Here is an 11,842-nt window from a genome sequence, read left to right as displayed (position 1 = left end):
AACTTCGGACACCTTAGGCCAGGCAGCGCGGCCGAAACCGATCGAAGGCGGACGGTTTTCCGTCAGGCCGAGGTGGTGTGCCGGTCCGCGACCGTCAGCGCCTCGTCCAGCAGGGCCAGGCCCTCCTTGGCCTCCGCCTCCGTGATGGTGCACGGCGGGACGACGTGCGTCCGGTTCATGTTCACGAAGGGCCACAGGCCGGAGGCCTTGCAGGCCGCCGCGAACTCGGCCATCGGCGCGTTGTCTGCACCGGCCGCGTTGTAGGGGACGAGCGGCTCGCGCGTCTCCTTGTCCCGGACGAGCTCCAGGGCCCAGAAGGCGCCCAGGCCGCGGACCTCGCCGACCGAGGGGTGCCGCTCGGCGATCTCGGCGAGCGCCGGGCCGATCACGTTCTCGCCGAGGTGGGCGGCGTGCTGGACGACGCCCTCCTCCTCCATGGCGTTGATCGTCGCCACGGCGGCCGCGCAGGCCAGGGGGTGGCCGGAGTACGTCAGGCCGCCGGGGTAGGGGCGCGTGGCGAACGTCTCGGCGATGGCGCCGGAGATGGCGACGCCGCCGAGCGGCACGTAACCGCTGTTCACGCCCTTGGCGAAGGTGATCAGGTCGGGGGTGACGTCCCAGTTCTCGGCGGCGAACCACCTGCCGGTCCGGCCGAAGCCGGACATGACCTCGTCGAGGACGAAGACGATGCCGTGGCGGTCGCAGAGCTCGCGTACGCCCGCGAGGTAGCCGGCCGGCGGGGTCATGATCCCGGCGGTGCCGGGCACGCTCTCCAGGATGATCGCGGCGATGGTCGCCGGCCCCTCGAAGGCGATGGTGTCGGCGAGGTGCGCGAGGGCGCGCTCGCACTCCTCGGCCTCGGTGGTGGCGTGGAACGGCGAGCGGTAGAGGAACGGGCCCCAGAAGTGCACGACCCCGGCGGCGGCCGTGTCGGAGGGCCAGCGGCGCGGGTCGCCGGTCAGGTTGATCGCGGCGGCGGTGGCCCCGTGGTACGAGCGGTACGTCGAGAGCACCTTCTGGCGGCCGGTGTGCAGCCGGGCCATGCGGACGGCGTTCTCGACGGCCTCGGCGCCGCCGTTGGTGAAGAAGACCTTGTCCAGGTCGCCCGGGGTCCGCTCGGCGATGAGGCGTGCGGCCTCGGAGCGGACGTCGACGGCGAAGCCGGGCGCGAGGGTGCAGAGCCGGGCCGCCTGCTCCTGGATCGCGGCGACGACCTTGGGGTGCTGGTGGCCGATGTTGGTGTTCACCAGCTGGGAGGAGAAGTCGAGGAAGCGGTTGCCGTCGTAGTCCCAGAAGTACGACCCCTCCGCCCCGGCGACGGCGAGCGGGTCGATCAGGGCCTGGGCGGACCAGGAGTGGAAGACGTGGGCGCGGTCGGCGGCCTTGACGGCCGCGCCGTCGGCACGGGAGGCGCCGGCGGCGTCGGAGGCGACGTGAGGGGTCATGCGGCCACGCTAGAAGTGCGCAGGTGGGAAGGGATATCGGCGGACTGTCTGCGCGTGGGGGCCGGGTCTCGGCAGTCTGTCTGCACGTGTCTGCACATGTCTGCGAGGAAGGCACTGATTGACAGCGGCGATCCGCGGCGGTGACGACGGGAGTGATTGACAGCACACTGCCCATATGACAGCCTGCTGTCATACCCGATGAAGTGCAGACGGAGGAGGCGACGAGATGACCACTCCCACCACCAAGCCGGTCCACCTGGCGGTCTACGACACGTACGCGGACTGGGAGACCGGGCACACCACCGCGCACCTGGCCCAGCGCGGCCACCGGATCCGTACGGTCGGCTTCGCCGCCGAAGCACCGGTCACCACCATGGGCGGCGTCCGCATCCAGCCCGACGTGGCCCTCGCGGACCTCTCCCCCGAGGACTCCTCCCTCCTCATCCTGACCGGCGCCTCGCTCTGGGACTCCGGCGACGACCTGGCCCCCTTCGCGGCGAAGGCGCGCGAGTTCCTCGCGGCCGGGGTCCCGGTCGCGGCGATCTGCGGGGCCACGGCCGGGCTCGCCCGCGAGGGCCTGCTCGACGCCCGCGCCCACACCAGCGCGGCCCCCGTCTACCTGGCGCACCAGCGGGGCTACGCGGGCGCCGGGCGGTACGTCGAGGCCGACGCGGTGACGGACGGCGACCTGATCACGGCCGGCCCGACGGAACCGGTGGCCTTCGCCCGGGAGGTCTTCGCCCGGCTGGACGTCTACGGGCCGGACGTCCTGGACGCCTGGTACCGCCTGTTCCACGACTCGGACGCGAGCGCGTTCCCGGTCCTGATGGCGGCTGCGGAGCGCGGCGATGCCTGATTCCCCGCCGGAACCCCTGTCGGTACGGGCCCGGCAGGACCTGCTGAGCCGCACCGCGCTCGGGGTGTTCGGGCTGAACGGCCGGTTCCTCGCGCTCTCGGAGGAACTGGCCCGGCCGGCCGGGCTGACCGCGGCCTGGTGGCAGGTACTGGGCGCGGTGCTCCGGGAGCCCCTGCCGGTGGCGGGCATCGCCCGGGTCATGGGCATCACCCGGCAGAGCGTCCAGCGCATCGCGGACCTGCTGGCGGCCAAGGGCCTCGCGGAGTACGTCCCGAACCCGGCCCACCGGCGCGCGAAGCTGCTCCGCCCGACGGAGGAGGGCCGCGCCGCGGTCGCCCGCATCACCCCGGCCCACGCCGCCCTGGCCGCCCGCCTGGCCGACGAACTGGGCGAGGCCGCCTTCGCGGAAACGGTCCGGGTCCTGGACCGGCTCGCCGAGGCCGTGGACACGCTGCTGGCCGACGCGTGACGTGAACGCGGGGCGGCCCACGGCCGCCGCACCGGATTGTGTCGAGGTCAATAATCCTGCAGGCAAAGCTTGTTGGCCCGGCCGCCCCCATCGCACACTGCCCCCCATGGAGCCGCTGACCGTCATAACTCAACTGTGGGAGCGGATCGACGCCCGCGACTGGCCCGCCGTGGCCCGCCTCATCGCCGAGGACGCAGTCATCGAATGGCCCGTCAGCGGCGAACGCATCGTCGGCCGGGACAACTTCATCGCCGTGAACAGCGACGAGGCCTACACCGACGAGAGATCCGTCGAACTCCTGCGCATCCTCGCGGACGGCGACCTCGTCGTCACCGAAGTGGAGATCCCCCTGGAGCACGTCGTGTACCGCGCCGTGTCCCTGTGGACCGTCCGGGACGGAGAGATCGTCGGTGCCCGCGAGTACTGGACCAGCCCCGGCCAGGACCCGGCTCCCCGCTGGCGCGCGGCCCTCGTCGAACCGCTCGCGGAGCCCCTGGCGGCGGACTGAGCCACGGGCCCGCGCACCTTGGGGGCGTCAGCTGCCGGCCAGCCGATCCAGCTCCTCCCCGATGGCGACGCGCAGCGCGTCGTGCCGGTCCGCCAGCTGGTACCGGCTCCCCCTCCAGTACTCCTCCTGCTGGTACAGCCACACCGGCATCCGGACCATGTCGGCGGGCTCCCACGCGTAGCGCGGCCAGATGTGGGCGTGGAGGTACGGGTCGGTGTTGCCCAGGATCTCGATGTTCACCCGGCGGAAGGCCGGGTCGAGCCGGCGGCAGGCCCGTTCGACCGCTTCGGCGAGCCGGTCCATGTCGGCGAGGTATGCCGTCCTGCGCGCCCGGGGCAGGTCCGAGAGCCGGGTCACCGAGGGATCGTCGGTCAGCAGCACCGTGTACCCGGGGAGGAACTGCCGGTCGCCGATCACGGCGAATCCCTGGTCGAGGCGGCGCAGGACGGTCGGGTTCTCGCCCCGGTGCGCGCTGCCTATGCGGTCGCCCCGCCAGTCGGCGGGGCCACCGGCGCTGCGGTTCCCGTTGTTGCCGTTGGTGCCGTTGGTGCCGTTGTTGCCGTTGTTGCCGTTGTTGCCGTTGGTCATCCCGGGACCCTAGTCGACCATCTGCGGGATGGCTGCCGGGGGATGACCGCCCGCTGCGCGCGTGGCTCTCAGGTTTCCCCTGTCATACCTGAGAGCCATGCGCAAAGGCCGCTCCCCAGCGGGACGCCGACGATGCCCCTCAATTCCTAACTTCGGAACCGGAGAAGACGCGGGGTCAGCCCCTCGCGCGTTCAGCCCCTCCGGATCGAGCGAAGGAACAGGGACCCGCCATGACCCGCCTCGAAGGACGCCTCTCAGGACGCCTCTCAGGACGCACAGCAGGCCGCCCCGAAGGCGGCCGCGCCGGACGCCCCCGCGGCCGTCTGCGTCGCACCCTGCTGGCCGGCCTCGTCGCCGCGGCCGTCGTGCTGCCCGTGTCCGCCGCCGCCTCTCCCGACGTCCCCGCACCCGCGCCCGTCGCCTTCGCCGAACGCACCGCGCTCCCGGACCGGTACGCCGCCAACCGCGCCAACCTCGCGGAGGCGGCCCGCATGGCGCAGGACGCCGGCCGCACGGGCCGTGCCGCGAAGCTGCGCGCCATGGAGGCCGACGGGGCGGCCCGGTTCCTCGCCTTCGACGGCCGCGGCAAGGGGCGGGCCGTCGAGGTGATCGGCGATCTGGAGAGCGCCGACCGGGTCGCCGTCCTGGTGCCCGGCTCCGACACCACGCTGGACACCTACCAGAGGTTCCGTGCCGGGGCGGTCGCCCTGCAGCAGCGCCTGCGGGCCGAGCACCCGCGCTCCGCCGTGGTCGCCTGGCTCGGGTACGACACCCCCGGCACGGTCAGCGCGACCGTCCTGACCGCGGACCGGGCGGATGCGGCCGCCGCCGAACTGGGGCCCTTCCTCGAGCGCTTGGGGCAGGCCGCCGCTCCCGGTGCCCGGCTCTCGCTGCTGTGCCACTCGTACGGCTCCGTGGTGTGCGCCCGGACCGGCACCGGCCCCCAGGTCACCGACATCGCCCTGTTCGGCAGTCCGGGCACGGGCGCCGCAACCGCCGCCGAGCTGCCGACCGGCGCCCGGGTCTGGGCCGGGCGGGGCGGCGCCGACTGGATCGGCCATGTCCCCCATGTCCGCCTGGGCGGGATCGGCTTCGGCACCGACCCCGTCGACCCCGCCTTCGGAGCCCGGCCCTTCGACGCCGGCCCCGGCGGGCACAGCGACTACCTCAAGCCCGGCACCGCGTCCCTCGACAGCCTGACCCGAATCGCCCTGGCCACCACCGCCCCGACCACCCCGGAGGCACCCCGTGCGTAAGCTCCGCGCCCGCTGGTCCGTCCTCGCGGACCGCATCGACGCCGCCACACCGCCCGACCGGGACCGGACGGTGGATGCGCTGCGGGCCTTCGCCATCCTCGGCGTGGTGTTGGGCCACTGGCTGGTGACCGCCCTGACCACCGCCGACGGCGGCCTGAGCACCACGAGTCCACTGGCCCATATGCCCTGGCTGGCGCCGGTGTCCTGGCTGTTCCAGACGCTGGCCGTGTTCTTCCTGGTCGGCGGCCATGTGGCCGCCCGCGGCCACGCCTCGGCCCGCGAGCGGGGGATCCCGTACGGGGCGTGGGTCGGGCAGCGGCTGTCGCGGCTGTTCCGGCCGGTCGCCGCGGTGCTCGCCCTCTGGGCCGTCACGGCGGGCGGGATGCTGCTCGGCGGGGCCGAACTGGGCACCGTCCAGACCCTGGTCAAGCTCGTCCTCTCCCCCCTCTGGTTCCTCCTCGTCTTCGCCGTGCTCACCGCCGCCACCCCGCTCGTGGCCCGGCTCAATCCGCTGTGGCCGCTGGCGGTGGTGGCGGGCGTGGACGTGTGGCGGTTCGGCCTCGGCGGGCCCGAGTGGATCGGCTGGGTCAACGTGGCCGCCGGCTGGCTCGTCCCATACACCCTGGGCGCCGCCTGGTCCCGCGGGGCGTTCGCCCGGCGCACCCCGGCCGCGCTGCTGGTGGCCGGGGGCGCGGCCGCCACCTTCGGGCTCCTTGTGTGGGGCGGGTATCCGGCGTCCATGGTCGGTGTCCCCGGGGCCCCGATATCGAACCTGAACCCGCCGACGCTGGCCGCCGTCGCGTTCGGCCTGGCCCAGTGCGGGCTGGCCCTGCTGCTCCGCGGGCCGCTGGAGCGGGCCGTGCGCCGGCCCCGGGCCTGGGCGAAGGTGGCCCTGGTGAACCTGTCCGCGATGACCATCTTCCTGTGGCACCAGACCGCGATGATGGCCGTCACCGCCCTCGGGCTGCTGGCCCCCGCCGATCTGCCCGGACTGCACACCGTGCCCGACTCCGCGCAGTGGATGGCCGCCCGGCTGCTGTGGCTGCCGGTGTTCGCCGCCGCGCTGGGCGTCTGCTGGGCCGCGTTTCGCACGTACGAGCAGACCAGGCGGCCGAAGCGGACCACACCCTCCCGCCCGGTCACGGCCTCCCGGACGGCGCCCCGCGCCCGGATGGCACCCGACGAGGTGATCCACCATGCCTAGGGTGGACGGCGTGAACGAGCACAGCGAGCCGTCGGCCGAGTCCGCAGGACAGGGCCTCGGTCCGGGCGCGGTCAAAGCCCTGGCGCGGGACCCGCAGCCCGGCCGAGTCCCCGCGCCTCGGGGCGGGTTGCTGCGAGCCGTGGGTCAGGACCTGCTCACCCTGGAGTGGGACCCGCTGCCCAAGATGTCCCGGCCGCGTTGGCTGAACCGGCTGCCGCACGTCGCGGTCGGCTATGCCGCCCTCTTCTTCGGCTTCCTCACCACGGAGCAGCTGGGCGACCACTACGACGTCACCGGCGGTCCACCGCTGGTGGCGGCGCTCCTGACCGGCGCCTCCATCATGCTCGCGATGTTCCGGCCGATCGCCGGCTGGTGGCTCGGTCTGCTGGCAGGCGGGCTGAGCGCCTGGCTGATCCACGCCGACGTCGGTGCGGGACAGACCTGGCCCTGGACGGGCGGAGGGCTGATCGCCTTCGCACCGGTGCTGCTGCTGGTCGCCCTGCGCGTGCCGCCGCGGGTGACCGTCGCGGTCGTCGGTGTCCCCGTCGTCCTCACCGGTCTGGCCGAGGTGTTCTGGAAGCCGGAGCACGGCCAGAGCAGCGTCCTGGTGGCGCTCCTCCTCTACGGGTTCGTGGGCCTGCTCGGGTACGCCCTGCGGGCCACCCGCCTGGCCCGCGGCCAGCTCGTCGAGCAGGAGACGCTCACCGAGGAGGAGCGGGCCCAGCGCACCCTGCTGGAGGAGCGCAACCGGATCGCCCGCGAGCTGCACGACGTCGTCGCCCACCACATGTCGGTGATCTCCATCCAGGCGCAGGTCGCCCCGCACCTGGTGGACAACCCCTCCGAGGAGCTCAAGGAGAACCTGGCCGGCATCCGGGGGAACGCCCTGGATGCCCTGACGGAGCTGCGCCGGGTGCTGGGCGTACTGCGTTCCGAGCAGCCGGACGATCCGGCGAACCTTCACCATCCGCAGCCCACCCTCGCCGAACTGGACGGCCTCGTGGACAACGTGCGCGGTGCCGGGCTGGACGTCACCACCGAGATCGCGGGCATCCGGCGGCCGCTCGCCCCGGGCGTCGAACTCACCGCGTACCGGATCGTGCAGGAGGCGCTGAGCAACTGTCTGCGCCATGCGCCCGGTTCGCGGGTGGAGGTCGGCATCGCGTACGGGCCGCGGGAGCTGCACCTGTGCATCGCCAACAGCGCTCCGACCCGGCCGGCCCCGCCCTCGCACGGGACCGGGCACGGGCTGCTGGGGATGCGGGAGCGGGCGGGCATGCTGGGGGGCGAGCTCGCCGCCGGTCCACGGCCCGGCGGCGGGTACGAGGTGAGCGCCGTGCTCCCCATGGATCCCGGGACGAAGAAGGACGAAGAGGAAGCATGAGCACTCCGGCCGACCCGATCAGGGTGATGATCGCCGACGACCAGATGATGGTCCGGCAGGGCTTCACCGTCCTCCTCAACGCCCAGCCCGACATCGAGGTCGTCGGCCAGGCCGTGGACGGCGCCGACGCGGTGGCGAAGGTGGCAGAACTCGGCCCGGACGTGGTCCTGATGGACATCCGCATGCCCGGGATGGGTGGCATCGAGGCCACCTCCGTCATCACCGCCGCTCCGGACGCCACGGTCAAGGTGCTGGTGCTGACCACCTTCGACCTCGACGAGTACGTGTACGAGGCGCTGCGCGCCGGGGCCTCCGGGTTCCTCCTGAAGGATGCGTCGGCCGACCAGCTCGCGGAGGCGGTCCGGGTGGTGGCGGCCGGCGAGGCGCTGCTCTCGCCGAACATCACCAAGCGGCTGATCACGGAGTTCTCCCGGATGGGGGCGCCGAGGGCGCCCTCGAAGGCGAGGATCGACGAGCTGACCGAGCGGGAGACCGAGGTGCTGTCGCTGATCGCCCAGGGCCTGTCCAACGCGGAGATCGCCGCGCACCTGGTGGTGGCCGAGCAGACCGTGAAGACCCATGTGGGGCGGATCCTCGTGAAGCTGGGCCTGCGGGACCGCACCCAGGCTGCGGTGTTCGCGTACGAGACCGGGCTGGTCCGTCCGACGGGGTACTGAGGAACCCGTGTAGTACCTGAGAGGGAGGCCGGGATATCCCCTTCAGCGGCGACGCGGACGAGGGGGCGGCAGACCTACGGTGTGTGCATGAGCGAGACGACCTCCCGGGCGACCCCCCGGACACCCGAGTTCCGGATGGCCTCCGGCCTGGTGCAGAGCGTGCGCCGGGATCTGATCACGGACGCCCTCGCGTACCGGCCGCTGGCGCCGATGCGCACCGACGGGCCGGTGACGCGGCGGCTGCCGGAGCGGATACGGCCGACGCTGGCCCATCTGCCGCATGCGGTCGTGGGTTTCCTGGCGTTCCTCGTGGCGATGCTCACGGCCACCGACACCGGCGAGTTCACCGCACCGAGCAACTCGCTCATCATGGGGCTGATCGCGGCCACGCCGGTGCTGATGACCCTGGTGCGGCCCGTGGGGGCGTTCTGGGCGGCCGGGGCCGCCACCGGGGTGCTCGCGGTGGTCGGCTCCAGCAACGACGTGTGGCCCTGGTCGCCGGGTGCCTTCGCCTCGTACTTCGTCACGGTGACCATCGCGGCGATGCGGACCAGGCCCCGGGCGGCCGGCTGGATGTGGGTGATCACCCTGGGGGTCGGGCTCGCGGTACCGGCCGTGCTCGGCCGGGGGGAGCCCGTCGAAATCATGCCCATGGCCTTCCTCCTGGCGGTTTCCCTGCTGGTGGTCACGGTCCGCAACATCCGCCGGGAGGCGGAGCAGGTGGTCAGCGCGCAGCAGGAGGTGACGGCCGTCGAGCGGGACCGGCGGACGCTGTTGGAGGAGCGGACGACGATCGCGCGGGAGCTGCACGACGTGGTGGCCCACCACATGTCGGTGGTGGCGATCCAGGCGGAGGCCGCGCCGTACCGGGTGAAGAATCCGCCGCCGGAGCTGGAGGCGGCGTTCGTCACCATCCGGGAGAACGCGGTGGCGGCGCTGACGGAGCTGCGCCGGGTGCTGGGTGTGGTGCGCTCCGCGGACTACGAGGCGCCGGACGCCCCGCAGCCGACGCTGGCCTCGCTGGACGGACTGCTGGCCAATGTGCGGGAGGCCGGGCTCAGCGTGGAGAAGACGGTCACGGGTGCGGTGCGGGAGCTGCCGCCGGGCGTCGAGCTGTCGGCGTACCGGATCATCCAGGAGGCGCTGAGCAACACCTTGCGCCATGCGCCGGGGGCGGCGGCCTCCGTCGAGGTCTCGTACGTGCTGGGCGGGTTGGGCATACGGGTCGTCAATGCGGTGGCCACCGGGGACGTGCGGCCCTCGCCGGGCGCCGGGCACGGCATCACCGGGATGCAGGAGCGGGTGGCCATGCTGGAGGGGGAGATGACGGCCGGGGAGACCGCGGCGGGCGGGTACGAGGTGGCGGTGTTCATACCGGTGCGCGGGCGGCAGAACGGGGCGCAGGAGCCGGCGCAGGGGTCGGGACAGGAATCGGGGAAGTCGGCATGACGATCAGGGTCCTCATCGTCGACGACCAGATGATGGTCCGGGAGGGCTTCTCCGTCCTGCTGAACGCGATGGACGGCATCGAGGTGGTCGGCGAGGCGGTGGACGGCCGCGAGGCCATTGCCCAGGTCGCGGCGCTGCGGCCGGACGTGGTGCTGATGGACATCCGGATGCCGGTGATGAACGGGCTGGAGGCGACACGGGAGATCGTGGCCTCGGACACGGACGCGAAGGTGCTGGTCCTGACGACCTTCGACCTCGACGAGTACGTGTACCAGGCCCTGCGGGCCGGGGCCTCCGGGTTCCTGCTCAAGGACGCCTCGGCCCGGCAGCTGGCCGACGGGGTGCGGGTGGTGGCGTCCGGTGAGGCGCTGCTGGCGCCCACGGTCACCAAGCGGCTGATCCTGGAGTTCTCCAAGCTCTCGACCCCGCCGAAGCTCGCGGATCCGGCAGGGGTCGGGGAGCTGACGGAGCGGGAGACGGAGGTGCTGGTGCTGATCGCGCAGGGGCTGTCCAACGCGGAGATAGCGGACCGGCTCATCGTCGCGGAGTCCACGATCAAGACGCACGTGAGCCGGATCCTGGTGAAACTGGGCCTGCGCGACCGTACCCAGGCCGCGGTCTTCGCCTACGAGACCCGTCTGGTGACTCCGTCGTGAGCGGCATGACGATGCGTCACACCCGGTCACGGCACTAGGCTTCGGGGATGGGCTTTGATCCGTGGGACGCCGCGTTCGTCGCCGATCCGTACCCCGCCTACCGGGAGCTGCGCGAGCAGGGCCGTGCCCTGTGGTTCGAGGCCACCGGGCAGTGGCTGGTGCCGCACCACGCCGATGTGAGCGCGCTGCTGCGCGACCGCCGGCTGGGCCGGACCTACCTCCACCGGTTCTCGCACGAGGAGTTCGGGCGCGAGGCCCCGCCCCCGGAGCACGAGCCCTTCCACGTCCTCAACGGGCACGGCCTGCTGGACCTGGAGGATCCCGCCCATGCACGCGTGCGGCGGCTGGTGTCCAAGGCGTTCACCCCGCGCACCGTGGAGCAGCTCGCACCCGCGGTGGACCGGCTCGCCCGGGAGCTGGTCGGGCAGCTCCTCGCCGACGGGGGCGGGGACCTGCTGACCGTCGTCGCCGAGCCGTTGCCCGTGGCGGTGATCGCCGAGCTGCTCGGGGTGCCCGAGGCGGACCGGGCGCTGCTGCGGCCCTGGTCGGCGGACATCTGCGGGATGTACGAGCTCCGGCCGGACGAGGAGACCGCGCAGCGGGCGGTGCGGGCGAGCGTGGAGTTCAGCGCCTATCTGCGCGAGCTGATCGCGGAGCGGCGCAAGGAGCCCGGCGAGGATTTGATCTCCGGTCTCATCGCCGCCCACGACGAGGAGGGCCGGCTCAGCGAGCAGGAGATGATCTCCACCTGCGTGCTGCTGCTGAACGCCGGCCACGAGGCGACCGTGAACACCACCGTCAACGGCTGGTGGACCCTCTTCCGGCATCCCGAGCAGCGGGCCTCGCTCGATTCCGAAAAGTTGTCCACAGCTGTGGATGAACTGATGCGCTACGACACTCCCCTGCAGATGTTCGAGCGGTGGGTGCTGGACGACATCCGGATCGGCGACACGGTCGTCCCCCGCGGAGCCGAGGTCGCGCTGCTCTTCGGGTCCGCCAACCGGGATCCCGCCCGGTTCGACGACCCCGACGCCCTGGACCTCGCACGGGCCGACAATCCGCATCTGAGCTTCGGGGCCGGGATCCACTACTGCCTGGGTGCTCCGCTCGCGCGCCGCGAGCTGACCGCCTCGTTCGGGGCCCTGCTGGCAGACGGGGTCCCGCCCCTGAAGCTCGTACGGGAGCCTCGGTGGCGGGACGGGTACGTCATCCGCGGTCTGGAAGAACTCCTCGTGGAGTTCTGACGGACGCTCCTAGGTCGTCTCTTTCGGATCTTGCCGGTCAAGCCCGCGTCGTCCGGTGCCGTGCATCGCAAGGCGGAGGGGCGCCCGAGTACTGGACGTACTCGGG

12 protein-coding genes are annotated in these 11,842 nt (G+C 72.7%); 10 read left to right on the top strand and 2 right to left on the bottom strand.

Annotated features, from left to right (window positions below; translation table 11 throughout):
• Positions 1-62: 62 nt before the first annotated feature.
• On the bottom strand, positions 63-1,445 hold the full coding sequence (locus ACFYXK_RS23145; protein ID WP_389412819.1) for an aspartate aminotransferase family protein: 1,383 nt from the start codon (positions 1,443-1,445) through the stop codon (positions 63-65).
• 226 nt (positions 1,446-1,671) lie between these two features.
• Between ACFYXK_RS23145 and ACFYXK_RS23140 the strand changes: the two genes are divergently transcribed.
• The 3 genes from ACFYXK_RS23140 (at position 1,672) to ACFYXK_RS23130 (ending at position 3,278) form a co-directional block, all read left to right on the top strand.
• Entirely contained in the window at positions 1,672-2,301 is a 630-nt protein-coding gene (locus ACFYXK_RS23140) for a DJ-1/PfpI family protein (protein ID WP_389412818.1), read from the top strand.
• The gene (locus ACFYXK_RS23135; RefSeq protein ID WP_389412817.1) at positions 2,294-2,770 is read left to right on the top strand and encodes a MarR family winged helix-turn-helix transcriptional regulator; all 477 of its coding nucleotides are present in this window, start codon (positions 2,294-2,296) and stop codon (positions 2,768-2,770) included. Before ACFYXK_RS23140 ends, ACFYXK_RS23135 begins: the two co-directional genes overlap by 8 nt.
• A gap of 106 nt (positions 2,771-2,876) precedes the next feature.
• Complete coding sequence (locus tag ACFYXK_RS23130) at positions 2,877-3,278, top strand: nuclear transport factor 2 family protein (RefSeq protein WP_389412816.1); 402 nt, start codon at positions 2,877-2,879, stop codon at positions 3,276-3,278.
• A gap of 27 nt (positions 3,279-3,305) precedes the next feature.
• Here ACFYXK_RS23130 and ACFYXK_RS23125 read toward each other — a convergent pair whose 3' ends face one another.
• A complete protein-coding gene (locus ACFYXK_RS23125; RefSeq protein ID WP_389412815.1) occupies positions 3,306-3,866 on the bottom strand; it encodes an HIT family protein in 561 nt (186 codons plus the stop codon).
• Positions 3,867-4,096: 230 nt separating this feature from the next.
• Between ACFYXK_RS23125 and ACFYXK_RS23120 the strand changes: the two genes are divergently transcribed.
• The 7 genes from ACFYXK_RS23120 (at position 4,097) to ACFYXK_RS23090 (ending at position 11,736) form a co-directional block, all read left to right on the top strand.
• Positions 4,097-5,122 (top strand): alpha/beta hydrolase, encoded by a 1,026-nt coding sequence (locus ACFYXK_RS23120; RefSeq protein WP_389412814.1) that lies wholly within the window; start codon positions 4,097-4,099, stop codon positions 5,120-5,122.
• Positions 5,115-6,326 carry an acyltransferase gene (locus ACFYXK_RS23115; protein WP_389412813.1) on the top strand — a complete coding sequence of 404 codons (1,212 nt, stop codon included), beginning with the start codon at positions 5,115-5,117 and terminating at the stop codon, positions 6,324-6,326. Before ACFYXK_RS23120 ends, ACFYXK_RS23115 begins: the two co-directional genes overlap by 8 nt.
• Before the next feature lie 10 nt (positions 6,327-6,336).
• Entirely contained in the window at positions 6,337-7,710 is a 1,374-nt protein-coding gene (locus ACFYXK_RS23110) for a sensor histidine kinase (protein ID WP_389412812.1), read from the top strand.
• The gene (locus ACFYXK_RS23105) at positions 7,707-8,387 is read left to right on the top strand and encodes a response regulator (protein WP_389412811.1); all 681 of its coding nucleotides are present in this window, start codon (positions 7,707-7,709) and stop codon (positions 8,385-8,387) included. The genes ACFYXK_RS23110 and ACFYXK_RS23105 overlap by 4 nt, the downstream gene beginning before the upstream one ends.
• 87 nt (positions 8,388-8,474) lie before the next feature.
• Entirely contained in the window at positions 8,475-9,836 is a 1,362-nt protein-coding gene (locus tag ACFYXK_RS23100) for a sensor histidine kinase (RefSeq protein WP_389412810.1), read from the top strand.
• Positions 9,833-10,492 (top strand): response regulator transcription factor, encoded by a 660-nt coding sequence (locus tag ACFYXK_RS23095; protein WP_365951202.1) that lies wholly within the window; start codon positions 9,833-9,835, stop codon positions 10,490-10,492. Before ACFYXK_RS23100 ends, ACFYXK_RS23095 begins: the two co-directional genes overlap by 4 nt.
• A 47-nt stretch (positions 10,493-10,539) precedes the next feature.
• Positions 10,540-11,736 carry a cytochrome P450 gene (locus ACFYXK_RS23090; protein WP_389412809.1) on the top strand — a complete coding sequence of 399 codons (1,197 nt, stop codon included), beginning with the start codon at positions 10,540-10,542 and terminating at the stop codon, positions 11,734-11,736.
• Positions 11,737-11,842 lie beyond the last annotated feature (106 nt).

Source organism: Streptomyces sp. NPDC002209 (assembly GCF_042890265.1).
Classification (GTDB): domain Bacteria; phylum Actinomycetota; class Actinomycetes; order Streptomycetales; family Streptomycetaceae; genus Streptomyces.
Note: the sequence above shows the minus strand (reverse complement) of the source record. Positions and strands in the feature narration are given on the sequence as shown.

Bases quoted from the DNA above. Each gene is read 5' to 3' on its own strand.
- ACFYXK_RS23135 (WP_389412817.1), top strand. From the start codon at position 2,294: ATGCCTGATTCCCCGCCGGAACCCCTGTCGGTACGGGCCCGGCAGGAC.
- ACFYXK_RS23100 (WP_389412810.1), top strand. From the start codon at position 8,475: ATGAGCGAGACGACCTCCCGGGCGACCCCCCGGACACCCGAGTTCCGG.
- ACFYXK_RS23105 (WP_389412811.1), top strand. From the start codon at position 7,707: ATGAGCACTCCGGCCGACCCGATCAGGGTGATGATCGCCGACGACCAG.
- ACFYXK_RS23095 (WP_365951202.1), top strand. From the start codon at position 9,833: ATGACGATCAGGGTCCTCATCGTCGACGACCAGATGATGGTCCGGGAG.
- ACFYXK_RS23090 (WP_389412809.1), top strand. From the start codon at position 10,540: ATGGGCTTTGATCCGTGGGACGCCGCGTTCGTCGCCGATCCGTACCCC.
- ACFYXK_RS23130 (WP_389412816.1), top strand. From the start codon at position 2,877: ATGGAGCCGCTGACCGTCATAACTCAACTGTGGGAGCGGATCGACGCC.
- ACFYXK_RS23125 (WP_389412815.1), bottom strand. From the start codon at position 3,866: ATGACCAACGGCAACAACGGCAACAACGGCAACAACGGCACCAACGGC.
- ACFYXK_RS23140 (WP_389412818.1), top strand. From the start codon at position 1,672: ATGACCACTCCCACCACCAAGCCGGTCCACCTGGCGGTCTACGACACG.
- ACFYXK_RS23145 (WP_389412819.1), bottom strand. From the start codon at position 1,445: ATGACCCCTCACGTCGCCTCCGACGCCGCCGGCGCCTCCCGTGCCGAC.
- ACFYXK_RS23120 (WP_389412814.1), top strand. From the start codon at position 4,097: ATGACCCGCCTCGAAGGACGCCTCTCAGGACGCCTCTCAGGACGCACA.